This window comes from Streptomyces sp. NPDC048291, from assembly GCF_043201715.1.
Lineage (GTDB): Bacteria > Actinomycetota > Actinomycetes > Streptomycetales > Streptomycetaceae > Streptomyces.
In genome coordinates this window covers 228728-252984 of record NZ_JBICZC010000001.1, presented here as the reverse complement: position 1 = coordinate 252984, position 24257 = coordinate 228728, and the positions used below count along the sequence as shown (strand labels likewise).

The window sequence follows — 24257 nt, the reverse complement described above, 5'->3', positions numbered from 1 at the left end:
TCGCGGTCGCCCCCACTTTTAGGGGACCCGAGCGTTCCGGTGAGACGTGCCGCGATGTGCCGGCTGTCGTCTGCGGCGCCGTTGTGGCTGGTCGCGCAGTTCCCCGCGCCCCTTACGGGGCGCTCAACGGGCGGTCGGGCGTCTGCGGGCGGTCGGGTCGGTGAGGGACGGGGGCTGCCAGACGCCGTCGGCGCGGTAGAGGTCGGTGCCGGGGGGCACGATGTCGTCGATGCGGTCGAGCACCGCGTCGTCGAGGACCAGTTCGGCTCCCTTGAGCAGACCGGTGAGCTGGTCCATGGTGCGCGGGCCGATGATCACCGACGTCACGGCCGGGTGCACCGGCGGAAACGCGACGGCCAGCTCGGGCAGGGTGCAGCCCATCTCCTCGGTGAGCGCGACGAGCCGCTCGACGGCCGCGTACTTGGCGGCGTTGCCGGGGATCTCGGGGTCGAAGCGCTGCGGGAAGCGCTTGGCCCGGCCGGTGGTGAGGTCGACGGGCCGGCCCTCGCGGTGGGCGCCGGAGAGGAATCCGGAGGCGAGCGGCGACCAGGTCAGCACGCCCATGCCCAGGCGCTGCGCGGTGGGCAGCACGGCCCGTTCGATGCCGCGGGCGAGGATCGAGTACGGCGGCTGCTCGGTGCGCATCCGCATCAGCCCGCGCCGCTCCGCCACGTGGTGCGCCTCGACGAGGTCCTCCGCGGGGAAGGTGGAGCAGCCGAACGCCCGGATCTTGCCCGCCGTCACCAGGTCGCCGAGGACGGACAGGGTCTCCTCGATGTCGGTGGTGTGGTCGGGGCGGTGCACCTGGTAGAGGTCGATCCAGTCGGTGTCCAGCCGCCGCAGGCTGTCCTCGACGGCCTTGAGGATCCAGCGGCGCGAGTTGCCGCTGCGGTTGCGGCCCTCCCCGAGCGGAAAGTGCACCTTCGTGGCGAGCACCACGTCGTCGCGCCTGCCCTTGAGCGCCTTGCCGACGATCTCCTCGCACTCACCGGCCGAGTACATGTCGGCGGTGTCCACGAAGTTGATGCCGGCGTCCAGCGCCGCGTTGATGATGCGGGCACCGTCCTCGTGGTCGGGGTTGCCCACGCCCCCGAACATCATCGTGCCGAGGCAGTGGGTGCTGACCTCGATGCCGGTCTTGCCGAGGACGCGATAGCGCATGTCGGTGCTCCGTCACAGGTGGGGGCGGGTTGGCGGCGTCAGTGTAGGTGTTGGAGTGCACTTGAGAGCCAGCCCCTGCGGCCAACCCCGTTGCCTCGCAGCCGACTTGACCGCCACACACCCCCTGTCGACCGGACCGGGCAGCACGTGCGGCAGCATGGAGGTCCGGACAGCAGACACGAGTGCACGAGTGAGAGGACGCCCATGACGGCGGCAGCCCCCAAGCCCGAGATCCTGGCCGCGTTCGAGGCGGCGAAGGGGTTCATGCCCGTCGGCGAGGGGCTCGCGCTGTACGCGGCAGCCGTCGAGGCGGGGCGGCTCGGCCTGCCGTTGCTGGAGGTCGGGACGTACTGCGGGCGCTCGACCGTCCTGCTCGCCGACGCGGCCCGCGCGGCCGGGGTCACCGCGGTCACCGTCGACCACCACCGGGGCAGCGAGGAGCAGCAGCCGGGCTGGGACTACCACGACCCGGAGACGGTCGACCCGGAGATCGGCCTGATGGACACGCTGCCCACCTTCCGGCGCACCCTGCACCGGGCGGGCCTGGAGGACCACGTCGTCGCCGTCGTCGGCCGCTCCCCGCAGATCGCCGCGTTCTGGAACTCCCCGCTCGGCCTCGTCTTCGTCGACGGCGGCCACACCGACGAGCACGCCACCGCCGACTACGAGGGCTGGGCCCCCCATCTGGCCGAAGGCGGGCTCCTCCTGATCCACGACGTCTTCCCGGACCCGAAGGACGAGTTCACCGGCCAGGCCCCTTACCGCGTCTACCTCCGCGCCCTGGAGTCGGGCGCCTTCACGGAGCTCCAGGCCCACGACTCGCTGCGCGTGCTGCGGCGAACGGGGGCGGGGATCTGAGGACGCGGTTAGAGTCGCTGACGTGTCGTACACAAGCCCGGAATTCGATCCCCCGCAGCAGCGCCGGTTCCGGCGGGCGCCGCTTGCCGTCGGTCTTGCTGCGCTGGTGCCCGGTGCACTGCTCGGATGGGTGGTGTACGAGGGCGTCGGCAGGTCCGGCGGGAGTTCCGGCGGGGCCGGGCAGGCGGGTGCGGCCACGCCCAAGTCGGCGGGCGCGGTGCCGGGCGCGAGCCCGAGCCCGAGCGCGGGCCGGCCGCTGCAGGGCAAGGTCGTCGTCATCGACCCGGGGCACAACCCGGGGAACTTCCAGCACACGTCCGAGATCAACCAGCAGGTGGACATCGGGACGAACTGGAAGGAATGCGACACGACGGGGACGTCGACCAACGCCGGCTACACCGAGGCCCGGTTCACGCTCGACGTCGCGGACCGGCTGCGGACCCTGCTGGAGAAGCAGGGCGCCACCGTGAAGATGACGCACGACGGGGACCGGCCGGCCTGGGGGCCGTGCGTGACGAAGCGCGCGGAGATCGGGAACGACGCACATGCCGACGCGGCCATCTCCATCCACGCCGACGGAGCGCCCGAGGGCGACCGCGGCTTCCATGTGATCCTGCCCGCGTCCGTGCACGCGGGCGCCGCCGACACCCGCCCGATCGTCGCCTCCTCCCGCACCCTCGGCGAGCACATCGAGAGCGACTTCGCGAAGGTCACGGGCAGCGCGCCCTCCAACTACGTGGGCAACGGCACCGGTCTCGACGTGCGCCAGGATCTCGGCGGTCTCAATCTGTCAACGGTTCCCAAGGTGTTCATCGAGTGCGGCAACATGCGCGATAGCAAGGACGCGGCACTGCTGACCAGCGGGGCCTGGCGGCAGAAGGCCGCGCAGGGGATGTCTGAGGGAATCGTGAGTTTCCTGCGCGGGTAGGCATCGGCGGGCCCCTCCGGGCGGACACCCTGATCGTTCGGACGATAGGGTCCTTCCTAGGATTCCTACGATCGATTCCTACGATGAGGGGCACACCCCCGCGACGCCTCCTCCGCCGACGAGACGACCCACGAAGGACCTGAAGTGAATATCCGCTCCCTCACTAGAGGCGACGGCGCGGTGATCGGAGCAGCGGTATTGCTGTTCGTCGCGTCGTTCCTCGACACGTTCGACAAGTCCGGCCCGAACGCCTGGGACAACCTCGGCCTGGTGATGAGCATGTACGTCGGCGGCATCGCCGGCGCGGTCCTGATCGTCCTCGCCCGCGCGCTGCCGCAGCCGTTCAAGTTCGTCGGGCTCGACCTGGGCCAGATCGGCGTCGGCCTCACGGTGTTCTCCCTGTGGACCGCGTTCTGGTCGACGATCGACCCGCTGGGCGCGTTCTCCGACGAGCTGGGCGGCGCCGACGTCGGCGCGGGCTCCGGCCTGATCCTCGGCCTGATCGCGACGCTGGTCCTGGCCGCGGCCGCGATCGCCACCCCGCTGGTCCCGGCGCTCCAGGCGGCCCTGGTCCCGGCCCCCAAGCCGCAGGCCCCGCAGCCCTACGGCGCCCAGCCCCCCGGCGGCTACGGCTACCCCGGCGCCGGCGCCCCGCAGCCCGGCCAGCCCTACGGCGCGCAGCCGCAGCCGCAGTCCGGCCAGCCCTTCGGCCAGCAGCAGCCCCCGGCCGCCGCGCAGCAGCCGCCGGCCCCCGACTTCTCGCCTTTCTGGTTCGCCGTACCGGTGTCCCGGCCGCTGTTCGCGGAGGACGGCTCGACCGCGCCGATCGCCGAACTCGCGCCGGGTACCTGGTACTTGGCGGTCGAGCAGCGCGGTGGCGCGCTGGTGGCGCAGACCCAGGACGGCCGCCGCGGCGTGCTGCAGGACACCTCCGGGATCCAGCGCGGCTGAACGGCCCCGCACGTACGGCCCCTTGCCCTTCCGGGTGAGGGGCCGTTGTCGTACAGTCGCCCGGCAGTCGATCTGACGGAATGTCAGGAGGTGGCCATGCGACTCGGGTTGGCACTCGGCTACTGGGGGCGCGGGCCCTCCCCCGACCATGTGCCGCTGGCGCGGGAGGCGGAGCGGCTCGGGTACGACTCGGTGTGGACGGCGGAGTCCTGGGGCTCGGACGCCTTCACCCCGCTCACCTGGATCGCCGCGCAGACGTCGAGGATCAAGCTGGGTACGGCCGTTGCCCAGATGGCGGCCCGGTCGCCGACCACCACCGCGATGCACGCGCTGACCCTGGACCACCTGTCCGGGGGCCGGATGCTGCTCGGGCTCGGGCTGTCCGGACCGCAGGTCGTCGAGGGCTGGTACGGCCGCCCGTTCCCGAGGTCGCCGCTGACCGCGACGCGGGAGTACGTGGACGTCGTACGGCAGGTGCTGCGCCGGGAAGGGCCGGTGGCGGTGGACGGGCGCTTCCACCCGCTCCCGTACCGGGGGCCGGACGCGACCGGCCTCGGCAAGCCGCTGAAGCCGATCACCCACCCGCTCCGGGCCGGACTGCCGGTCCTGCTCGGTGCGGAAGGGCCGAAGAACGTCGCCCAGACGGTCCGGATCGCCGACGGCTGGCTGCCGCTGTACTGGGCGCCGAGCCGGCCCGAGGTGTACGGCCCGGCGGTCGGCGAGCTGCCCGAGGGGTTCCTGGTCGCGCCGATGGCCCAGGTCAAGGTCTGCGACGACGTGGCCGCCGGGCTGCTGCCCGTGAAGGCCATGCTCGGCTTCTACATCGGCGGGATGGGGCACGCGGCCCGCAACTTCCACGCCGACCTCATGGCCCGCATGGGGTACGAGGAGGAGGCGCGGCGGATCCAGGAGCTGTTCCTGTCGGGGCGGCGGGAGGAGGCGGTGCTGGCGGTGCCGGACGCATTCGCCGACGAGATCTCGCTGGTCGGCCCGCGCGAACGGATCGCCGAGCGGCTGGAGTCGTGGCGCAAGGGCCCGGTGACCGACCTGCTGGCCCTGGCACCGGACCCGCACACCCTGCGGGTGCTGGCCGAGCTCAACTCCTAGCCGTACGCGGCTTGTTCAGCGGAAGACGGCGAGCGGGTCCAGGGTCAGCTCCCGGGCCCGGCGGTTCCAGCTGCGGACCTTGCCCAGGCAGCGGGCCTGGAACTCGACGCCGTCCGGGTACTCCTCGTCCCGGAACTCCTCGCGGACCCCGGAGACCGCGCAGGCCATCCTGACGTGGGCCGGCTCGTCCGGGGCGGTGCCGTAGCCGGCCCGCAGCACGAGGGTGCGGTCGCCCAGCCTGCGGGCGGTGAAGCGGCCGGTGACCCAGACGAACTCCGGCATCACGTCGCTCAGCGCGACCCGCTCGGCGTGCCGCTCCCGCAGCCGCTCGCCGAGCGCCCGGTTGGGCACGATCCGGTCGGTGAGCAGGTCGGCGTCGACGATCACGTCCTCCTTGCGCATGGTGTCCATGAGCAGCCGTATCACCGTGATCGGGGTGTTCTGCCTGACGTACTTCGTGACGCGTTCCCGGGTGATGTCCTGGGTCGCGCTCCCGTCCCCGAGACCGAGCCGGCCCTTGAGCCCGAACCCGGTGGTGACGTTGGTGCGGTCGGCGACCTCCTGCTCCAGGGCCGCCGCGAAGCCGCCGCTCTGGAAGAGGTCCATCACCCGCTGCTCGTGCAGGTAGAAGCACATGCCGTGGACGGTCCGCCCGCCCCCACGACCGCGCCGCCGGCGGACGAACGCCGTTGCGCCGTACCCGGCGAGGACCGCCCAGCCCAGGACCGTCAGCACCCACAGGAGGGCCCACGGCCATCCCCACACGCCCCACCACTCGCTGTCAACGGCAGCCACGGATCTCCTTGAACGCCTCGGAGAGAGAGGAGAGCCCGGCGTCGACCATCCGGCCCCCGGTGGCGGTGGCCGCCCGCTCCAGGGCGCCGGCGTCGGCCTCTCCGAACGGGACGGTGAACGTCGGCACCGTCTTGGCCGGGCCGCCGAGCGCGTCGTACCGGCGCCGGAACTGCGCATAGGACAAGCCGGAGTTGCTCTCGCCATCGGTCATCAGGACGATCGCCACCGGCCGTTCGGGCCATGCCCGCACCGCGTCGGCGGCGATCCGGTAGCCGCGGTCCAGCGCCGACCACACGGCGGTGGCGTCGTCGAAGCCGCCGTCGGCGACCACCCGGCCGAGGGCGCGCAGATCGGCGTCGCCGCGGACGGTCACCGTACGCTCCTGGAGGACCCGCCCGCCGAAACGGACGACGGTGAGCCGCTCCCCCCGGTAGAAGCGGGTGAACTTGCCGCCCGCGGACCGGTCGGCACCGCTCAGCCCCGCGAACGCGGCGCGCAGCCCGGCGATCCGCCCGCCGCGCATCGAGGTGGAGAAGTCCAGCAGGAACACCACCTGGTCGGCGGTCCGGTCGGCGGGATCGCCGTAGTCGTCGACCAGTTGCTCGACGACGGCGAGACGGTCCGGGAAGGACAGGGCGTTGCCGACCGAGGTGCGCAGCGCCGGTGCCGGGGTGACGTCCGGGTTCACCGGCCGCCGGTTGGTCGTCTCCATCAGTTCGCGCTGGGCGTCGGCGCCGAGCAGCCAGTCCACCACCTTGCGGTACGCGTCGCGTTGCGCCGGGCGCAGGAGCAGCAGCGGGAAGTCGGAGAGCACCATGCCGTCGTCGGGGTGGACGATCTCCAGGGGCTCGCGCAGCTTCCGGGTGGCGTTCAGGGAGAGCAGTTCGGACTCGTGGGCGATCAGGGCGTTGGCCCGGTCCTGGTGGGCCGGGTAGCCGGCCAGCAGGTCGCGGGAGCTGGCGCCGGTCAGGGTCTGCCCGGAGCGGAAGCCCCGCAGCCGGTCGCAGGAGACGTCCTGGGCGCGCAGCACGCCACCGGTGCCGGCCGCCGCCGTGGCCACACCGACCAGCGCGGCCCGTCCGGTGTCGCTGCGCCGCGGGTCGGCCATTCCGAACCGCACGACGCCCCGGGCAGCCGCGTCCGCGATGTCCGCCCAGCTCAACCGCCTCCCGGGCACCCCCTCGCGGAGCCGCTCGGCAACCGAGGGTGCGAGCCCGACCACGACCGGTGAGCGCATGATCGGCGTCGACTCGGGCCGCGCCGCGCCCTTCCCGGACGCCTGCAGCCCCAGCAGGTACGAACGGTCCGAGACCGGCCAGGCGAGGTCGTACGAGGATGTCCCGGCGGCGGCCGGCTGCCCGGTCAGGTCGGCGGCGGCCCGGTACGACATGTCGAGGCGGACCCCGGTGTCCTCGGCCAGGTCGTCCAGCAGCGGGGCCACGTCGGCGAGTTCGGGGCCGGCGAGGACGCGCAGCGTGACCGGGCCGTCGTCGTGCCCGCCGCACGCGGTGGTGAGGGCGGCGGGCAGCAGCAGGGCGAGGGCGAGGCAGGCGGTGCGGACCGCCCGTGCGTACCGGCTCATCACCCGTCCCCGGCCGGCGGCGGGCAGTTGCCCACGTAGGTGATGATGTCCTCCAGGACGTCCAGGGCGGGCTCGTACACCTTGGTCCGGTCGGTGTTCTGCCGGGGCACCTGGATGCCGTGGTCGCGCAGGTAGGCGTTGAGCCGCTCGCTGGTGCCGTCCTCGCCGCTGAACCGCACCCGGAAGCCGAGTTCCACCGCGCGGTCGCGCAGTTCGGGGTCGTTCTGCATCAGGTCGACGAGCCGGTCGCCCCTCGGGCTCAGGGAGATCAGCTGGGGTTCGGTGAGGGCGTAGGGGGTGGGGTAGAGCAGAACGCGGCCGGTGTCCTGGCGGTGGTGCCTGTCGTGGTACTCGATCTGGTGGGCCAGGTACTGGTGCTCGTAGATCACCGAGACGGGTGCGATGCTCTCGCCCAGGTCGGAGAAGTAGCTGTCGGCCTGTTCGTCGGCCCACATGCCCTGGAGGTCGATCAGGGGCCTGACCTTCTCGGCGAGCCTGCGCACGGCGGCGGAGGCGGCCCCGGGGCCGCCGGTGTCCGTGGTGCCGGGGGTGGTGTTCCCGCCCGCGACGAAGGCCAGGATGCTCAGATAGGTGCCGGCCGAGTTGGACTCGCAGACGCTGGAGGTGCGCACCAGCACCCGGCCGCTGTTGCTGCGGCCGCTGACACCGCGGTAGCCGATGCCGTTCCAGGTGTCCGCCGTACGGCCGGAGCCGTCCCCTCTGTTTTTCGGGTCGTCCCTGCCGTCGAGCAGGCCCGTGAAGCGGCGCATGTCGAGGTCGTAGTAGAGGGTGCGGTCCGGGTCCGAGCCGGGCTGGGGCCGGGCCACCCCGGCCTTCACCAGGGTCTCGGCGTAGTCCCGGAAGGTCGCGAGGACGAGCGGGGTGACGAAGGGGCGCGCGGACTTCGCGGACATCCCCTGCTGCCGGTCGAGGATCATCTTCGCGGCGGGCTGGCCGGACGGGAAGACGACGTCCATGCCCTTGAGGGACTGGGTGGCGATGCCCCGGGAGCCGAGGCGGTGGATGTCCACCCGGATGCCGTGCCTGAGCAGCAGCCGCTGGACCTCGCGGTCCTTGAAGAAGTCGGACTTGGAGGCCATCTTGGCCTCGATGGTCACGACGCTCCGGTAGGGCCGGGGCACGTCGGCGGGCAGCAGCAGGGAGAGCGGGCCGGCCAGGGCCAGCGGCAGGGCGAGCAGGACACGGCGGGGGAAGCGGCGCCGGGGTCTTCGGCCTATGCCGAGCCGGGGCTCGTCGGCGGTGACGGGTCTGGAGTCGGACACCTGCGCTCCTGCCTCTCCGGGGGCAGGATCATCGGGTACCGCCTCGAACGGCCTCCGCCGGAAGCGTCAACTCCGGCCGAACACGGGGCGAACGGCTCACCGGCGCGCTCCATCCGCAACTCCGCGCGCTAGTGGGTGAGTTGAGACGCCTTGGGCACCTGGTTGGTGACCGGGGCGCCGGCGCTCTTGCCCGCGTCCTTCACGCTGTTGATGACGTCGTTGAACGAACTCGCCGCGTTCGTGTCGCCCTTGCGGAGCTTGGCCGGCAGGTCCTTCAGGCCGTCGATCGCCGCGGTGAGCGGTGCGATGGCCTTGGAGAGCAGCGGATCGCCCTGGGCGTTGCGCTGGGCGGCCTTGAGCCGGTTGTAGGCGAACGTGCCGGCCACGCCGGCCTTGACGAGGGCGAAGGTGCGGCCGTGGGCGCCCTTCTTGAACTTGCCAGCCTTCCACGGTTTCACGATCCACTGGTAGGTCGCGCCGGCGGCGAGACCCGCGTTGGCGACGAACCGCGTCTTGGCCAGCTTCTGTCTCTGCGCGGACGTACTCGGACTGGGCGTGTCGGCCACCGGGGCCACCGCTATGCCGGTGTCGACGGCCTTGCTCCGGGTGCTACCGGCGCAGGCGGTGACACCGGCGACCAGGGCGCAGCAGAGGGTGAGTGCGACGACGAGGCGCCGTATCGGTACGGGCACGGGGTCCTCCCGTGTGTCTCGGTGTCCTCCCCGAGCGGGTTGCTTCCTCCGGCAGCCTCACCCAGATGGCGGCACCTCGCCACTCGGGGAGGACGCGGTTCAGGTTTCAAGGACCGTTCAGCGGCAAGCCGCAGGGTATGTCCTCTGAACGCGGTGCCAATCAGGCCGGTAGGGTCGTCGCGCTCGTCGCCGACGTCATGGCCCTCATCCTGGGCCTCTGGATCCTGATGTACCTGTTGGACGCGAACCGGGCGAACAGCCTGGTCCAGTTCGTCCACGACGCGGCCGACTGGCTGGCCGGCTGGTCCCACGACCTGTTCACCTTCGACAAGGCATGGGCGCGAGTCGTGGCCGGCTACGGCCTCGCCGCGGTGGTCTACCTGTTCATAGGCCACGCAATCGCCAACCGCATGCACCGCCACTGATCAACCCCCCGCACCGAAGCGCCCCGGCAGGGGCGCGGGGAACTGCGCGACCAGCCCCCACGGCGCCGCACCCGCCATAGCACAGAACCCCCCGCCCCGCTAGGCGCAGCAATCCACCTCAAGCCCGGACGGAAGCTCCCCGCCCCCGAACACCGCACACGTCGCGTCGTGCCCGCCCAGCGCGGCGACCGCCAGCAGCAACGACCCCGCCGTCCACGTCGTCAGCTCCCGCGGCCACACCGCGTCGTCCTCGAAGACGTACCCGGTCCAGTACAGCCCCGACCCGGCGTCCCGCAGATGCTGGATGGACTGGAGGACCTCCAGCGCCCGGTCGGACTCCCCCACCGCCCACAGCGCCAGCGCCAGCTCGGCCGACTCCCCGCCCGTCACCCACGGATTGGGGACGACGCACCGCACCCCGAACCCGGGCACGACGAACCGCTCCCAGTCCTTCTCGATCCGCGCCGCCGCCTCAGCCCCGGTCAGCGCCCCGCCGAGGATCGGGTAGTACCAGTCCATCGAGTACCGGTCCTTGTCCAGGAACCGCTCCGGGTGGAGCCGTATCGCGTGCCGCAGCGCGCCGACCGCCAACTCCCAGTCCGGCTGCGGCTCCTCCCGCTGCTCGGCGATGGCGAGCGCGCAGCGCAGCGCGTGGTGGATCGACGAACTCCCGGTCAGCAGCGCCTCGTCGGTGGGCGTGCCGTCGTCCTCGCGGCGCCAGCCGATCTCGCCGCCCGGCTGCTGCAGCCGCAGCACCCACTCGACGGCCGCGTAGACCGCGGGCCACATCCGGTCGAGGAACGTGTCGTCGCCGGTGGACAGGTAGTGGTGCCAGACGCCCACCGCGATGTACGCGACGAAGTTGGACTCGCGGGCGCGGTCGGTGACGTCGTCGTGCGCGCCGTCGGCGTAGGCCGCGTACCAGGAGCCGTCCTCGTTCTGGTGCCGGGCCAGCCAGCGGTACGCCCGCTCGGCGGCGGCGTGCTCCCCGGCCGCGTCCAGCGCCATCGCGGCCTCGGTGTGGTCCCAGGGGTCCAGGTGGTGCCCCCGGAACCACGGGATCGCGCCGTCCTCCCGCTGCACGGCGAGGATGCCGCGGACGGTCGCGGCGGCCTGCTCGGCGGTGAGGACCCCGGGCAGGACGAGGTGTTCTGTCCGGGGGGTGGTCACTTGGCGGCCACCTCGACGTTCTCGGTCTTCTCGGCCTTCTCGGCCTTCTCGGCCTTCTCGGCCTTCTCGGTCTTGTCGGCGACCGCCGGCAGGTGCGGCTTGGTCGCGTACACGACGAAGCTCTTGCCCAGTACCGGGTTCAGCGCCTGCTCGGCGACCCGTGTGGCCAGCGGCTTCTTCATGATGTCCCAGACCAGCAGCTTGTGGTACGCCCGCACCGGCAGCGCCTTGTCGTTGTCGACGCCGAACGCGCACTTCAGCCACCAGTACGGCGAGTGCAGCGCGTGCGCGTGGTGGCTGCCGTAGGGCCGCAGCCCGGCTTCCCTGATCTTCCCGACCAGCTCGTCGGCCTTGTAGATGCGGATGTGGCCGCCCTCGACCTCGTGGTAGGCGTCGGAGAGCGCCCAGCAGACCTTCTCGGGGCCGTAGCGGGGCACGGTGACGGCGATCCGGCCGCCCGGCCTGAGGACCCGGACCATCTCGGCGAGCACGCCCTTGTCGTCGGGGATGTGCTCCATCACCTCGGAGATGATGACGACGTCGAAGGACTCGTCGGGGAACGGCAGCGCGAGGGCGTCGCCCTCCATGGCCGTCGCGGTGGCGCCGGCCGGGGCCTCGCCGGCCTCCTTCATCGCCGCGAACCACTTGGCGACCTCGCGGATTTCCTCGGCGTTCTGGTCGAGGGCCACGACCTGCGCGCCGCGCCGGTAGCACTCGAAGGCGTGCCGGCCTGCCCCGCAGCCGAGGTCCAGGACACGGTCGCCCGGCGCGAGCGGGAACCGGGAGAAGTCGACGGTCAGCACGTGGCCCTGCTTTCACTCTCGTCACGAACACCAGCTGAGGCCGCGGAGCGGCCGGGACTGCGGGGCGCGGAGGGGGCCACGGACCCGGCCGCTGAGCGGCCGGACGCGGCGCCGGGGCCGGTCGCGGCGCGGGCGATCGCCTCGCGGTAGCGGGCCACCGTGCCCTCCGCGGCGCGCGCCCAGGTGTAGTGCCGCAGCACCCGCTCACGGCCCGCCCGGCCGAGCCGCAGCCGCAGCTCCGGGTCGCCGAGCAGCCGGCTCAGCCCGGCCGCCAGCGCGCCCGCGTCGCCCGGCGGTACCGCGAGGCAGGTCTCCCCGTCGCGTCCGGCCACCTCGGGGATCGCGCCGCCGGTGGTGGCGACCAGCGGGGTGCCGGTCGCCATGGCCTCGGCGGCGGGCAGCGAGAAGCCCTCGTAGAGCGACGGCACGCAGGCGACCTCGGCCGAACGGACCAGGTCGACGAGTTCGGCGTCCGAGATGCCCTTCACGAACTCCACGGCGCCGTCGAGGCCGTAACGTTCCATCACCTGCGCGACGGGGCCCTCGGTGGGCCGCTTGCCGACCACGACGAGGTGGGCGGCGGGGTGCTCGGTCCGTACCTTGGCGAGCGCCTCGACGAGGTACACAAGCCCCTTGAGGGGCACGTCCGCGCTGGAGGTGGTGACGATCCGGCCGGGCACCTGGGGGACGGCGGGATTCGGCGCGAAGAGATCGGTGTCGGCGCCGATGTGGACGACGTGGATGCGGTCTTCACGTACGCCGAGGTGGTCGACGATCTCCTGGCGGGAGGTGCCGGAGACGGTGAGCACGGAGGGCAGCCGGCGGGCGACCCGCTTCTGCATCCGGGTGAAGGCGTACCAGCGCCGTACGGAGTACCGCCGCTTCCAGCCCTCGGCGGCGTCCAGCTCCAACTGCCGGTCGACGGTGATGGGGTGGTGGATGGTGGTGACCAGGGGGGCGCCGATGTCCCCCAACAGGCCGTAGCCCAGGGTCTGGTTGTCGTGGACGACGTCGAACTCCCCGGCGCGGGCGCGCAGATGGCGGCGGGCGCGCAGGGAGAAGGTCAGCGGTTCGGGGAAGCCGCCGGTCCACATGGTCGCCACTTCGAGGGCGTCGACCCAGTCCCGGTACTCGTCCCGCTTCGGCGTCCGGAACGGGTCCGGGGAGCGGTAGAGGTCGAGGCTGGGCAGCTCGGTGAGGGTGAGGCCCGGGTAGCCCTCGTCGAGGACGGGGTACGGCTGCGAGCCGATCACCTCGACCCGGTGCCCGAGCCGGGCCAGCTCGCGCGACAGGTGCCGTACGTAGACACCCTGGCCGCCGCAGAACGGGTTCCCTTTATAGGTGAGGAGCGCGATGTCGAGCGGTCGCTCGCCGTCGGCGGCGGGTTCCTCGTCGGCACCCGCCCGACTGGCCTCAGCGGTCACTCCGGGCCCCCTTCTCCCTGCACTTTCCCGTGAGATTACGCCGGGACGCTAATCTAGAACAAGTTTCAGACTTGATCGTTCAAGAGGCTCTGAATCTACCGGCAGGTAGGGGCGGAGTGAGCAGTGGATCGGGTGATTCGCGCCACGGCGGGAACCCCTGCCATGCTGTCTGATCACTCGCCCTGAGCACTGCCCTCACCGACTGTCACGGACGGGACCCATGCCTGCGGAAGCCAAGGTGGACATCGGCGCCAGATCGGCCGCCCCGCCGCTCACCGAGCGGCAGGAGGCCCGGCGCCGCCGGATCCTGCACGCGAGCGCCCAGCTGGCCAGCCGGGGCGGTTTCGACGCGGTGCAGATGCGGGAGGTCGCCGAGTCCTCCCAGGTGGCCCTGGGCACGCTCTACCGCTACTTTCCGTCCAAGGTGCACCTGCTGGTCGCGACCATGCAGGACCAGCTGGAACACATGCACGGCACGCTGCGCAAGAAGCCGCCGGCCGGCGAGACGGCGTCCGAGCGGGTCGCCGAGACCCTGATGCGGGCCTTCCGCGCGCTCCAGCGCGAGCCGCACCTGGCCGACGCGATGGTCCGCGCCCTCACCTTCGCCGACCGCAGCGTCTCCCCCGAGGTGGACCAGGTCTCCCGGCAGACGACGGCGATCATCCTGGACGCGATGGGCCTGACCGACCCCACCCCGGCCCAGCTGTCCGCCGTCCGGGTGATCGAGCACACCTGGCACTCGGCGCTGATCACCTGGCTGTCGGGCCGTGCCTCCATCGCGCAGGTGAAGATCGACATCGAGACGGTGTGCCGCCTGATCGACCTGACGGAGCCGGAGGGCAAGCCCGCGGCGACGTAGGGCCCGCGAAGACAGGCGCAGGGCATGCGAAGACCGGCGCAGGACATGCAGAGACCTACGAGACGGGTTCCCTTCGCCGGCATGGTCCGGATCAGGTCCTGGGGGTCGCCGTCCGGCCCTACTGCTGCCTTCCGGCCTCTCAGCCCGACCGTCGACGTCGGCACCGGCGGATGCTTCTGCATCTGCGTCACGCCTGAGTCGGCTACTCCGCTCGGACTCCCTCACTCGCCTCGTAGGCTGTCTCCAGCATAGAACGCCCAGAGCAAATGAGAACCCCCCAATGGGGGATTTTTTGGACTTTTCGCAATACGGCCGATACGCCCGTCCGATGGCGCGGAAACCGCCTGGCGGGGCGGCCCCGCCCGAACGCAGAATCAGTCCCATGGCACTCATCCACCACACCACCCTCAGCCCCACCAAGGTCGAACTTCTCGCCGGCTGGCTCCCCACCCGCCCCTGGTACCACGGCCCCGCCGCGCCGGAGTTGGTCAAGGCCGGCGGATTCCGGCTCGACGACCCGGCGGGCGAGGTCGGGATCGAGTTCATGATCGTCACCGCGGGAACGGCGGGCCCGGAGGGCCCGGAGGCGTACCTCGTACCGCTCACCTATCGCGGCGCCCCGCTGCCAGGCGCCGAGCACGCGCTCGTCGGCACCATGGAGCACGGGGTCCTCGGCACCCGCTGGGCCTACGACGGCTGCCACGACCCGGTCCTGACCGCGGGACTGCTCGCCCTGATCGAGGGCCGCGCCGAGGCACAGGCGCAGAGCATCACCGACACCCCCGACCGCGAGGTCGCCCGGTCCTACGGCGGCGCGGGTCCCGTGCCCGGCCCCGGTGCCCCCGTCGACACCGACGAGGCCACCGAGTTCGCCGCACCGGACGGCGGCCCGGTGCTACGGCTGCGGCGCGTGCTGACCGCCGGTTCGACGGCGCCCGAGGACGCGGTCGGCGAGGTCACCGGTGCCTGGCAGAAGCCGGACGGCACCCGCGCCCGCGGCCTGTTCGCCACCCTGGAAAAGCGCTAGTCCTCCGGCGGGAACACGGGCTCCCCGCTGTCCAGCAGAGTGATGGTGATGGCCTCCACCGGGCAGTTCTCCGCCGCGTCGAGGACCCTTCCGTTGGCGTCGGTCTCCGGGTCCACGGGGTGGGACTGCATCGCGGAGTCGAGGCGGAAGGCCCCGGTGGCGCGGTGGACGCACTGGGCCGAGCCGATGCAGAGCGAACGGTCGACCTCGACGTGCCAGCGGTCGCCCATGCGGCCCGTCACCCCTCCCAGCCGGCCGGCAGGTGGATCATCTTGTGTTCGAGGAACTCGCTGTACCCCTCCGGCCCGAACTCCCGCCCCAGACCGGAGTTCTTGTAGCCGCCGAAGGGGCCCAGCATGTCCAGGCTGAAGGTGTTGACGGAGTAGGTCCCGGTACGGACCCGGCGCGCGACCTCGATACCGTGCGCCACGTCCGCCGTCCACACGCTGCCGCTGAGCCCGTAGTCCGAGTCGTTCGCGATCTTCAGGGCCTCGGACTCGTCGCCGTAGGGGAGCAGGCAGATCACCGGGCCGAAGATCTCCTCCCGGGCGATCCGCATGGAGTTGTCGACGTCGCCGAAGAGGGTGGGCTCGACGTACCAGCCCTTCTCCAGCCCCGCGGGCCGGCCGCCGCCCGTGAGGATCTTCGCACCCTCCTCCTGCCCGATGCGGATGTAGTCCAGGTTCCGCTGCTGCTGGCGGCGCGCCACCAGCGGGCCCACCTGGGTGGACGGGTCCAGCGGGTCGCCGACCTTCAGGGCGCTCGCCGCGGCCGCGAAGGCGTCGGCGAACTCGTCGTAGCGCGAGCGCGGGACGAGGATGCGGGTCTGGGCGACGCACGCCTGGCCGTTGTTCATCCAGGCCGCCGGGACGATGCCGGCGACGGCGGTGGCCACGTCCGCGTCCGGCAGTACGACGGCCGCCGACTTGCCGCCGAGTTCCAGGGTCACCCGGGTGAGGTTCTTCGCGGCGACCTCCATCACGCGCTTGCCGGCCGCGACGGACCCGGTGAAGGAGACCTTGTCGACACCGGGGTGCGCGACCAGGTACTCGCTCACCTCGCGGTCCGCCGGGAGGATCGACAGCACGCCGTCCGGCAGCCCTGCCTCCTTCGTGATCTCACCGAGGATGTAGGCGTCCAGCGGCGACTCCGGGGACGGCTTGAGCACCACCGTGCAGCCGGTGAGCAGCGCGGGGGCGAGCTTGGCGGCGGCCACGAACTGGGGCACGTTCCACGGCACGACGGCCGCCACCACCCCGACCGGCTCCCGCCGCACCAGGATCTTCCCCAGCACGCCGTCGCGCGTCTCCTCGTACGTGAAGTCGCGCGCGACCCTGATCGCCGCGTCCCAGACCATCATCGCGCCGAGCGCCTGCGCGAGGACGCTCCAGGAGTACGGCGAACCGTTCTCGGAGGAGATCACCCGGGCGATCTCCTCGTGCCGCACGGCGATGGCGTCCTTGATCCGGGTGACGACCTCGATCCGCTCGTCCAGCGTCATCCGCGGCCAGGGCCCCTCGTCGAACGCCCGCCGCGCCACCGCCACCGCCCGGTCCACGTCCGCCCGCGAGGCATGCGGCACCCGCCCGAAGACCTCCTCCGTGTGCGGAGAGACCACCTCGATGACGTCCTTGCCCAAGGGGTCGGTCAACTCCCCGCCGATGAACAGCTGTCCGTGTTCCAGGAACTCGGTCATGGCGCCCCGCCACCCTTCCTGACGATGTTTCAGAACTGATACCAGTTCTAGTTGAACTAAGCCAGGGGCAGGGCCGAATAGGCTCTCACCAGCGCTTTTGACATCCCCGAAGGGGCCGCCGGGCGCGCCGTCAGGGCATCATGCCCGGTCAGTCGGCCAAGTGACGGCGCAGGAACTCCAGTTGGTGCCCGAGCAGCCGGGCGAACGTGTCGTCGGTCGGTGCGGCGTGTGTCATCCCGCTCAGCGGCAGCACCTCGTGCGGCTTCCCGGCGGCCAGCAGGGCGCTGGAGAGACGCAGCGTGCCGGCCACGAAGACGTTGTCGTCCGCCAGCCCGTGCACCAGCAGCAGCGGACGGCTGAGCTTCGGAGCGTCGGCCAGCAGCGAGGACCGCTCGTAGTGCTCCGGGTACCGGTCGGGCAGGCCGAGGAAGCGCTCCTTCCAGCAGGCGTCGTAGAGCCGCTGGTCGGTGAGCGGGGCGCCGGACACCGCGGCGTGGAAGACGTCGGGCCTGCGCAGCACCGCGGCGGCGGCCAGAATCCCGCCGAACGACCAGCCGCGGATGCCGACCCGGCCGAGGTCCAGCTCCGGGTGGCGCCCGGCCGTCGCGTGCAGCGCGGTGACCTGGTCGTCCAGGGTCGGGCCGATCAGGTCGCCGAAGATCTCCTTCTCCCAGCGCGGCCCGCGGCCCGGCGTACCGGCGCCGTCCGTCACCAGCACCGCGAAGCCCTGTTCGGCGAACCACTGCGAGACGAAGGCGTGCGAGGCCTGTTCGGCCAGTACCTTCTGCATGGCGGGGCCGCCGTAGGGATCGACCAGCACCGGCAGCGGGGCGTCACCGGTCTGGTGCCAGGACGGCAGGAAGAGGCGGGTGCGCAGGTCGCGCGGCCCGACGACGGCGGACTCGGCACGCAGGCGCAGCAGCGGTCGCTGGGCGTGCGAGCGGATCCCGACGGGCGCGGGACCGTCCGGCCGCGGTCGGCCGTCCCCGGTCAGCCGGTGCACGGTGGTGCGCGAGCCCGGCAGATCCGCGGTGCGCGTGACGCGGACGAACGTGCCGCCGCCGAACGCGCCGGAGTGCACGCCCGGCTGCTCGGTCAGCCTGCGTATGCCGTCGCCCGGACGGTAGCTCCACACATGGCGTTCGACGGGTTCTGTGGCCGCCGTGAAGAACACCGTCTCCCCGTCCACCGCGAGCACCTCGTGCAACTGCAGGCCGTCCGGCGTGACCGGTGTGCCGTCGACGCTCAGGTGACGGGTCTCGTCCCGGTCGAGGTAGTCGACGAGCCGGCCGGTGGCCGTCCGCGCGGGCACTCCGGGCACCAGCAGCTCCACCCAGCGCTCGTCGCGCCGCTCGGCCAAAAGGCGGGTCGAACCGTCCTCCGGGTCGACGGCGAGTATCCGGAGCGTGCGCTGGTCGCGGCTGAGGACGGCGGCGAACGGACCGTGCCCGTCCCAGCCGGCCGCGGGCAGGTACTCGAAGGCGGCCCGGTCCCAGCGGACCTCGGTGCGGTGGCCCGCCAGGTCGGCGATCCACAGCGTGACGTCGGCGTTGGCGGTGCCGACCCGCGGGTACCGCACGGTGCGCGGCGGCTTGGCTGGGTCGGCCGGATCGGCGAGGTACCAGAGCCCGACCTCCCGGTTGTCCACCCGGGTGGTCAGCAGCCGCTCCCCGTCCGGTGCCCACCAGTACGCCCGGTGGCGGTTCATCGACTCGCTCGCCACGTGTTCCGGCAGACCGAAGAAGACGTCCGGGCCGTCGGCCGGCTCGGGCGCGGCCACCGCCCGGTCGCCGCTGCCGTCGGCGCCGATCACCCGGAGCGCGCCGCCGCAGACGTAGGCGACGTACCGGCCGTCCGGGGACGGGCGCGGGTCAACCACCGGCTGCCGGGCGGGCAGTGGCCGCACGGCGCCGGAGCCCGTGTCCACCACCCACAGGTGCCCGGAGAGCGCGAACGCGGCCGTCCGGGCGGCCGCGTCGGTGGCGTAGTCGGTGATCCCGGCCCCCTGCTGCCTGGCGCGCTCGCGCCGGACGCGCTCCTCCTCGGGCACCTCGTCGGTCGCGTCGCCGAGCAGGACGGCAGGGTCGGCCAGCAGCCGTTCCGCGCCGGTCGCCGGGTCGAGCGTCCACAGGCACCCGACCGGGTCGTCCCCGGCCCGGCTCCGCAGGAACAGGACCCGGGCACCGTCCGGCGCCACGGTGAGACGGGCGGGTGCGCCGAGGGTGAAGCGGCGGGTGCGGGCGATCTGACGCGGAAGCGGGGGAGTCACCATGCCCGGCACTGTGTCACTGGTCCGGGACGGCGGCACGGAATATCGCGCCCGCCTGTCCCGCACCGCCGAACACGCGCCCGAGGTCCAGCCCCGGACGCGGGCAGGGACCGGGACCCAGTCATTTCGAGGTCGGTTGCCACTCCTCGACGAGCAGCCCGAGCAGCACCTCGTCCACGAACTCGCCCAGCACCCAGGCCGAGGAGCGCAGCACGCCCTCGCGGACGAAGCCGTTGCGCTCGGCGGCGCGCAGCATCGCGGCGTTGTCCGCCAGCGTCTCGATCTGCAGCCGGCGCAGGCCGCGCACGACGAAGCCGTAGCGGCAGAGCACCGCGACCACGTCGGTGCCGTAGCCCTTGCCGCGGGCGGACGGCAGCAGGTTGAGCCCGATGTGGGCGCCGCGGTTGTGGCTGTCGACGCCCCACAGGGTCGCGCCGCCGAGCAGCGTGCCGCCCGCCAGCTCCACCACGGAGAACCTGACTGTCTCGTCGTCCTGGTGGTCCACCGTGAACCGCGGGTCCTCCGCGGTGGGCGACACCGGCCGCCACGGCCGGCTGTCGGCCCGCGAGGAGTTGACCACGTCGTTGTAGAGCTCGGCCCGCAGGACCGGGATGTCCTCTTCGTGCCGGGCCCTGAGCCCGACCGTCTCACCTCTCAGCATGCGAGCTTCCTATCCGGCCGGTCCGGTCGGCGGCAAACCAATATGCGGGCGCCCCGGCCGCCGACCGTACTACCCTCAGGCAACCATCTGACAGATCATCAGCTCTGGTTATAGTGGTGGGTGGTCAGTGGCCGTGGGGCCGGCGGTACCGGCGGGGGCGGAGGAAGGCTGATGACGGACGGTCTGGACGGGTCGGCGGAAGCAGGGCCCGAGGTGACGGTGCGGGATCTAGGTGGGGGTGTGCGGTCCGTCGCCGTCCCCATTCCGGACAATCCGCTCGGCTACACGCTGGTGTACCTGGTGGACACCGACCGGGGGCCGGTACTGGTCGACACCGGCTGGGACGACCCCGGCTCGTGGGACGTGCTGGTCGCGGGGCTGGCGGCGTGCGGGACGGGCGTCGGCGAGGTGCACGGGGTCGTCATCACGCACCACCATCCCGACCATCACGGGCTGTCGGGGAAGGTGCGCGAGGCATCCGGGGCCTGGATCGCGATGCACGCGGCCGACGCGGCGATCGTGCGGCGGGCCCGGGAGACCCGGCCCGAGCGGTGGTTCACGTACATGGCGGCGAAGCTGACGGCCGCCGGGGCACCGGAGGAGCACGTGGCGCCGCTGCGCGACGGGCCCCGCCACCGGAACACCCCGCCCGGCCTGGCACCCGCCCTCCCCGACCGCGAGATCCTCCCCGGCGAACTCCTCGGCCTGCCCGGCCGCCGGCTGCGCGCCCTCTGGACGCCGGGGCACACGCCCGGCCATGTCTGCCTGCACCTGGAGGAGGCGCACCCCGCCCAACTCCCGGGCCACGGGCGCCTGTTCTCCGGCGACCACCTGCTCCCCGAGATCACCCCGCACATCGGCCTCTACGAGGACCCCGACGACGCGACCGTCACCGATCCCCTCGGCGACTACCTCGACTCCCTGGAACGCGTCGGCCGCCTCGCCCCCGCCGAGGTCCTCCCGGCCCACCAGTACGCCTTCACCGACGCACCGGCACGGGTACGGGAACTGCTGGCCCACCACGAGGAACGCCTGGCCGGCCTGCTCTCCCTCCTCCGACAGCCGCTCACACCCTGGCAGTTGGCCGTGCGGATGGAGTGGAACCGGCCGTGGGAGCAGATCCCCTACGGCTCCCGGAACATCGCCGTCTCGGAGGCCGAGGCCCATCTGCGCCGGCTGGTGAAGCTGGGGCGGGCGGAGGCGGTGGCGGGGAGCGAGCCGGTGACCTACGTGGCGGTGTGACGGGGTGGCGAACGGCGCGGCCCGTTCGGTCAGTTGACCGCGCCCTCCGCGGCGATGAGCATCTCCGCCAGGTCGGCGAGGGTGGTCAGCTGGCGGGGGTTCATCTGGGGGGCGCGGGCCGCCAGCCGGACCAGGCCGCTCTCCCGGAGGCGGGAGAGCGGGTCGGCCTGGGCCTGAAGGCACTGGAGCACCGGCTGGAGCGCCTCGTACAGCGCCTCCGGCTCGTCGGCGGTGAAGAAGCCGGGCGGGAGGCCGAAGAACCGCCGCAGCCGGTCGGTGTGTTCGAGGCTCGGCAGCCCGCTCTTGCGCCACTCGCTCAGCCACTGCCTGCTGGTGCCGGCGATCGTCGCGAGCTCGCCCAGCGAGTACCGCTTGCCGTCGGGGCGGCGCCGGTGCTCGCGGATGAAGTCCAGTCGCTGCCGGACCCGTTCGGCGAGCCCCGCCTCGGGTGCGGGACCGCCCGCGAGGAGTTCGGCGACCACCCCGACCGGGATGCCGGTGCGGTACGACAGGTCGGCCACGTCCAGCACCTCACAGAGCCGTCCGGGCCGACCGGTCAGCTCCCCGAGCCGTTCCAGTACGCCGGTCAACGGGGCGTGGGCGTCGCTCACCAAGGTCCCCCTGGACGCGCGTGGTCGGTCGGCCGGCCGAACGGGGCCGGCAGACGCGAGGCTATCGAATCACCGGTCCCGCCCACCAGACATGACAAGGACCACTGCACAAGAGGGCAGTAATCGTTGACATGTGACGGATCGACAGGAAAGGATCACATCACCAGGCCACGGTCGAACCGACCCGCCCCGGCTGCCGCCTATGGGGGAGCGGCGTCCAGGGCGACCAGCCGCCCCGCCTCCTCCCAGAAGGTGAGGCGAACCGATGCCGCAGCCCGTCCTGCTCCTCGGCGCCGGCCGCCGGCGCGCGTACGACGAGGGCGTGCTGACGCGCATCGCCTCGGCCCGCCCGGTACTGCTGGTGGACGCCGCGCCGCCCGCCTGGGCACAGCCGTGCCTGGCCGGTCACCTCGCGGCGGACCCCGGCAAAGGCGGCGCCACGGCGTCGGCGGTGGTTCGGTTCGCGGCCCGGCACCGGGTCCGCGGCGTGCTGACCTACTCGGGCGAGTACGCGGTCGCCGCCGCGAGGATCGCCGGGCAGTTGGGGCTGCCCGGCCCCTCCCTCGCCGTGGTCGCAGCCTGTACCGACCCGCCCGCCCTGCGTGCGCTGCTGGCCGGCCGTGCCGTTCCCGTCGGCGACCCCGCCGACCCCGGCGCACCCCGCGCGCCCGGCGTCCCGCCCCGTGTCTCGGCCGAGACGGTCGTCCTGGACGGCGAGATCCGGATCGCCGCCATCACCCGTACGACCCTGGGTCCGGCGCCCGCCCGGCAGCCGCTGCGGCACACCGTGCACGCCCACGACGGCCTGCTGCACAACCGCTTCCTGCGCCTGGCCGTCGACCGCACCGTGCGCGCCCTCGGCGTCGACCGGGGTGTCCTGCACATCGGCCTCGCCCTCACCGACCGCGGCCCCCGGGTCACCGACGTCGCCCCGCATCTCCCGGGCGACCTGATCCCGCTCCTCGTCAGGCGGGCCACCGGCGTCGACCTCGCCCGGGCCGCCGCCGCCCTGGCCACCGGCGAGGCCGCCGACACGACGCCCACCCGGCAGCGGACGGCCGCGGTCCAGTTCGCCTACCCCGCCGCCACCGGCCGCCTCGACCACCTGGACCTCTCCCCCGACGCGGCCCGCGAACCCGGCGCCGACCGGATGCTCCTCACCCGGCACACCGGCAGCCACGTCACCGCCGGCCCGCACGCCACCGCCGCCGACCGGCTGGCCCTGTGGGTGGCGGTCGGCGAGACCCCGGCCGACTGCGACGACGCGCTGCGCCGGATGGCCCGCCACCTGTCGGCGGGCATCGCCCCGCTCGCGAACGCGGCGAACGCGGCCTAGGGGTTTTGGTCAAGAGTTCGATCCCGTGGTCCTCCCGTTCGGGAAAGGCGCTGGATCGCCGGGCGCGTCCCGCCCTACGGTGCCGCCATGAGCAATCACCAGGAAGCGCCTGTCGCGCCCGTCGAGGCCTTTGAACCCCCTTACTACGTGGCCGTCTTCAGCACGGTGCGCACCGCGGACCAGAGCGGCTACGCGGAGACCAACGCCCGCATGGAGGACCTGGTGAAGGACGTCCCCGGGTACCTGGGGATGGACTACGCGCAGACCCCCGGCGGGCTGGGCATCACCGTCGGGTACTTCCGCGACGCCGACGCGCTCGCGCAGTGGCGGACCGATGCCGAGCACCGCGAGGCACAGAAGCGCGGGCGGGCCGAGTGGTACGAGAGCTACACCCTGCACGTGGCGAAGGTGGAGCGGAGCCACGGTTTCACGCGGGGGTCGTCCGCGGACGCGGCGCGCTAGAAGGCGACCGCCCGTATCAACCGCCCCGCCTCCCCGAGCACTTCGACCTCCGCCCGGCTCATCGCCGGATCGGCCGCCCGCCGGCGCAGGGCCTCCGCCAGCCCCTCCTCGGTCAGGCCCGCCCCGGCCGGACCGCCCGGGTCGGCGAGCAGGGCGGTCAGCAGGCCGTGGGCCAACGGGTACGCGCCCAGGGTTACCTGGGCGAGGATCACCGCGGACATGCCCCAGTCGAGTCCGGGCGGCCCGTCCTCGGCGTTGGTCCAGTCGATGACCCGGGGGCCGTCGGCGGTGAGTATCACGTTGTCCGGATGCAGGTCGAGGTGGAGGACCCGGGCGCCGGGTGCGTCCGGGTCCCGGCCTGGCAGGGCGTGCAGCCGCCGCAGCAGCGAGGCGAGCAGCGCACCGCCCTCCGCCGGGCCCGTCTCCCCCGCCAGCAGCGCCGCCAGCATGGTCGGCCCGGACAGCCGCTCCATGACCAGTTCGGTACGGGACCCGGTCGGCCGCACCCGGGGCGCCGGGTACCCGTGCTCCCGTACGTACGTCATCACCGCGCCCTCGGCGACCGCGTCCCCCCGGCCGTCCCGGTCCCGGCGCAGCACCCATGCCTCGTCGAGCTCGTACACGTCGGCCGAACGCCCCGAACCGAGCAGTCTCCCCGTCATGGCATGACCATAACGAGACGGTCTCCGCACAGCCCCCTCTCAGCTTCCCGTCGGCGGCCGGTAAGGTAGCCGGGTCGTCATCACCCGTACGGGGGGAAGCCGGTGCAATTCCGGCGCTGACCCGCAACCGTGAGCCGCACTCGTGCGGCAAGCCGGACCGCCGCGCCCGGGACGTTGATCGGCTCATGTGCGCCGGCACCCGTCGTCGCACGGCACCGTCGAGGTTTACGGAGCCGAGCCGCCGGGGTGTCCC

Annotated in this window: 24 protein-coding genes and 1 riboswitch; of the genes, 10 read left to right on the top strand and 14 right to left on the bottom strand. The window is 72.7% G+C overall.

Translation table 11 applies throughout. The features are described from left to right. Positions 1-123: 123 nt before the first annotated feature. Positions 124-1161 carry an aldo/keto reductase gene (locus ACGF5O_RS01080; RefSeq protein WP_393807824.1) on the bottom strand — a complete coding sequence of 346 codons (1038 nt, stop codon included), beginning with the start codon at positions 1159-1161 and terminating at the stop codon, positions 124-126. A 204-nt stretch (positions 1162-1365) separates the two neighbouring features. On the opposite strand from ACGF5O_RS01080, the gene ACGF5O_RS01075 reads away from it, so the two are divergent. From ACGF5O_RS01075 to ACGF5O_RS01060, 4 genes are all read left to right on the top strand, one after another. Next, positions 1366-2019 (top strand): class I SAM-dependent methyltransferase, encoded by a 654-nt coding sequence (locus ACGF5O_RS01075; RefSeq protein ID WP_393807823.1) that lies wholly within the window; start codon positions 1366-1368, stop codon positions 2017-2019. Between the two features lie 22 nt (positions 2020-2041). Then, positions 2042-2947, top strand: coding sequence for an N-acetylmuramoyl-L-alanine amidase (locus ACGF5O_RS01070; protein ID WP_393807822.1), 906 nt, complete (start codon positions 2042-2044; stop codon positions 2945-2947). 144 nt (positions 2948-3091) lie between these two features. Further along, positions 3092-3898 (top strand): hypothetical protein, encoded by an 807-nt coding sequence (locus tag ACGF5O_RS01065; RefSeq protein ID WP_393807821.1) that lies wholly within the window; start codon positions 3092-3094, stop codon positions 3896-3898. A gap of 96 nt (positions 3899-3994) precedes the next feature. Continuing rightward, the gene (locus ACGF5O_RS01060) at positions 3995-5005 is read left to right on the top strand and encodes an LLM class F420-dependent oxidoreductase (RefSeq protein ID WP_393807820.1); all 1011 of its coding nucleotides are present in this window, start codon (positions 3995-3997) and stop codon (positions 5003-5005) included. A 15-nt stretch (positions 5006-5020) separates the two neighbouring features. On the opposite strand, the gene ACGF5O_RS01055 is transcribed toward ACGF5O_RS01060, so the two are convergent. From ACGF5O_RS01055 to ACGF5O_RS01040, 4 genes are all read right to left on the bottom strand, one after another. After that, positions 5021-5800: a hypothetical protein gene (locus tag ACGF5O_RS01055; RefSeq protein ID WP_393807819.1), complete on the bottom strand. Its 780-nt coding sequence runs from the start codon at positions 5798-5800 to the stop codon at positions 5021-5023. Continuing rightward, entirely contained in the window at positions 5787-7382 is a 1596-nt protein-coding gene (locus tag ACGF5O_RS01050) for a substrate-binding domain-containing protein (protein WP_393807818.1), read from the bottom strand. Before ACGF5O_RS01050 ends, ACGF5O_RS01055 begins: the two co-directional genes overlap by 14 nt. Then, positions 7382-8665 (bottom strand): hypothetical protein, encoded by a 1284-nt coding sequence (locus ACGF5O_RS01045; RefSeq protein ID WP_393807817.1) that lies wholly within the window; start codon positions 8663-8665, stop codon positions 7382-7384. The genes ACGF5O_RS01050 and ACGF5O_RS01045 overlap by 1 nt, the downstream gene beginning before the upstream one ends. A 128-nt stretch (positions 8666-8793) precedes the next feature. Next, positions 8794-9357 carry a hypothetical protein gene (locus ACGF5O_RS01040; RefSeq protein ID WP_393807816.1) on the bottom strand — a complete coding sequence of 188 codons (564 nt, stop codon included), beginning with the start codon at positions 9355-9357 and terminating at the stop codon, positions 8794-8796. Positions 9358-9494: 137 nt separating this feature from the next. On the opposite strand from ACGF5O_RS01040, the gene ACGF5O_RS01035 reads away from it, so the two are divergent. Next, entirely contained in the window at positions 9495-9782 is a 288-nt protein-coding gene (locus ACGF5O_RS01035; RefSeq protein ID WP_362595825.1) for a hypothetical protein, read from the top strand. A 99-nt stretch (positions 9783-9881) separates the two neighbouring features. Here the strand turns inward: ACGF5O_RS01035 and ACGF5O_RS01030 are convergent, their stop codons facing one another. The 3 genes from ACGF5O_RS01030 to ACGF5O_RS01020 are packed head-to-tail and all read right to left on the bottom strand — an operon-like array spanning position 9882 to position 13179. Further along, the gene (locus tag ACGF5O_RS01030) at positions 9882-10952 is read right to left on the bottom strand and encodes a prenyltransferase/squalene oxidase repeat-containing protein (protein WP_393807815.1); all 1071 of its coding nucleotides are present in this window, start codon (positions 10950-10952) and stop codon (positions 9882-9884) included. Further along, positions 10949-11755 carry a class I SAM-dependent methyltransferase gene (locus tag ACGF5O_RS01025; RefSeq protein ID WP_393807814.1) on the bottom strand — a complete coding sequence of 269 codons (807 nt, stop codon included), beginning with the start codon at positions 11753-11755 and terminating at the stop codon, positions 10949-10951. Before ACGF5O_RS01025 ends, ACGF5O_RS01030 begins: the two co-directional genes overlap by 4 nt. Beyond that, positions 11749-13179, bottom strand: a complete 1431-nt coding sequence (locus ACGF5O_RS01020) for a glycosyltransferase family 4 protein (protein ID WP_393807813.1) — start codon at positions 13177-13179, stop codon at positions 11749-11751. The genes ACGF5O_RS01025 and ACGF5O_RS01020 overlap by 7 nt, the downstream gene beginning before the upstream one ends. Before the next feature lie 220 nt (positions 13180-13399). Here ACGF5O_RS01020 and ACGF5O_RS01015 point away from each other — a divergent pair, with 220 nt between their 5' ends. Both ACGF5O_RS01015 and ACGF5O_RS01010 read left to right on the top strand, forming a co-directional pair. Further along, positions 13400-14038, top strand: a complete 639-nt coding sequence (locus tag ACGF5O_RS01015) for a TetR family transcriptional regulator (RefSeq protein ID WP_393807812.1) — start codon at positions 13400-13402, stop codon at positions 14036-14038. A 382-nt stretch (positions 14039-14420) separates the two neighbouring features. Then, positions 14421-15065, top strand: a complete 645-nt coding sequence (locus ACGF5O_RS01010; protein ID WP_393807811.1) for a 1,4-alpha-glucan branching protein — start codon at positions 14421-14423, stop codon at positions 15063-15065. Here ACGF5O_RS01010 and ACGF5O_RS01005 read toward each other — a convergent pair. From ACGF5O_RS01005 to ACGF5O_RS00990, 4 genes are all read right to left on the bottom strand, one after another. Continuing rightward, positions 15062-15295, bottom strand: a complete 234-nt coding sequence (locus ACGF5O_RS01005; RefSeq protein ID WP_393807810.1) for a ferredoxin — start codon at positions 15293-15295, stop codon at positions 15062-15064. The genes ACGF5O_RS01010 and ACGF5O_RS01005 overlap by 4 nt on opposite strands. 8 nt (positions 15296-15303) lie before the next feature. Next, positions 15304-16761: an aldehyde dehydrogenase gene (locus ACGF5O_RS01000; RefSeq protein WP_393807809.1), complete on the bottom strand. Its 1458-nt coding sequence runs from the start codon at positions 16759-16761 to the stop codon at positions 15304-15306. A 148-nt stretch (positions 16762-16909) separates the two neighbouring features. After that, complete coding sequence (locus tag ACGF5O_RS00995; RefSeq protein ID WP_393807808.1) at positions 16910-19033, bottom strand: prolyl oligopeptidase family serine peptidase; 2124 nt, start codon at positions 19031-19033, stop codon at positions 16910-16912. Between the two features lie 118 nt (positions 19034-19151). Then, a complete protein-coding gene (locus ACGF5O_RS00990; protein WP_393807807.1) occupies positions 19152-19691 on the bottom strand; it encodes a GNAT family N-acetyltransferase in 540 nt (179 codons plus the stop codon). Positions 19692-19862: 171 nt separating this feature from the next. Here ACGF5O_RS00990 and ACGF5O_RS00985 point away from each other — a divergent pair, with 171 nt between their 5' ends. Further along, positions 19863-20933, top strand: coding sequence for an MBL fold metallo-hydrolase (locus ACGF5O_RS00985; protein ID WP_393807806.1), 1071 nt, complete (start codon positions 19863-19865; stop codon positions 20931-20933). 29 nt (positions 20934-20962) lie between these two features. Here ACGF5O_RS00985 and ACGF5O_RS00980 read toward each other — a convergent pair whose 3' ends face one another. Beyond that, complete coding sequence (locus tag ACGF5O_RS00980; RefSeq protein ID WP_393807805.1) at positions 20963-21544, bottom strand: helix-turn-helix domain-containing protein; 582 nt, start codon at positions 21542-21544, stop codon at positions 20963-20965. 265 nt (positions 21545-21809) lie between these two features. On the opposite strand from ACGF5O_RS00980, the gene ACGF5O_RS00975 reads away from it, so the two are divergent. Further along, entirely contained in the window at positions 21810-22880 is a 1071-nt protein-coding gene (locus ACGF5O_RS00975; protein WP_393807804.1) for a hypothetical protein, read from the top strand. An 87-nt stretch (positions 22881-22967) separates the two neighbouring features. Further along, on the top strand, positions 22968-23342 hold the full coding sequence (locus ACGF5O_RS00970) for an antibiotic biosynthesis monooxygenase family protein (protein WP_393807803.1): 375 nt from the start codon (positions 22968-22970) through the stop codon (positions 23340-23342). Here the strand turns inward: ACGF5O_RS00970 and ACGF5O_RS00965 are convergent. Then, complete coding sequence (locus ACGF5O_RS00965; RefSeq protein WP_393807802.1) at positions 23339-24004, bottom strand: phosphotransferase; 666 nt, start codon at positions 24002-24004, stop codon at positions 23339-23341. The genes ACGF5O_RS00970 and ACGF5O_RS00965 overlap by 4 nt on opposite strands. Positions 24005-24058: 54 nt before the next feature. Then, positions 24059-24189, top strand: a riboswitch (cobalamin riboswitch). Positions 24190-24257 lie beyond the last annotated feature (68 nt).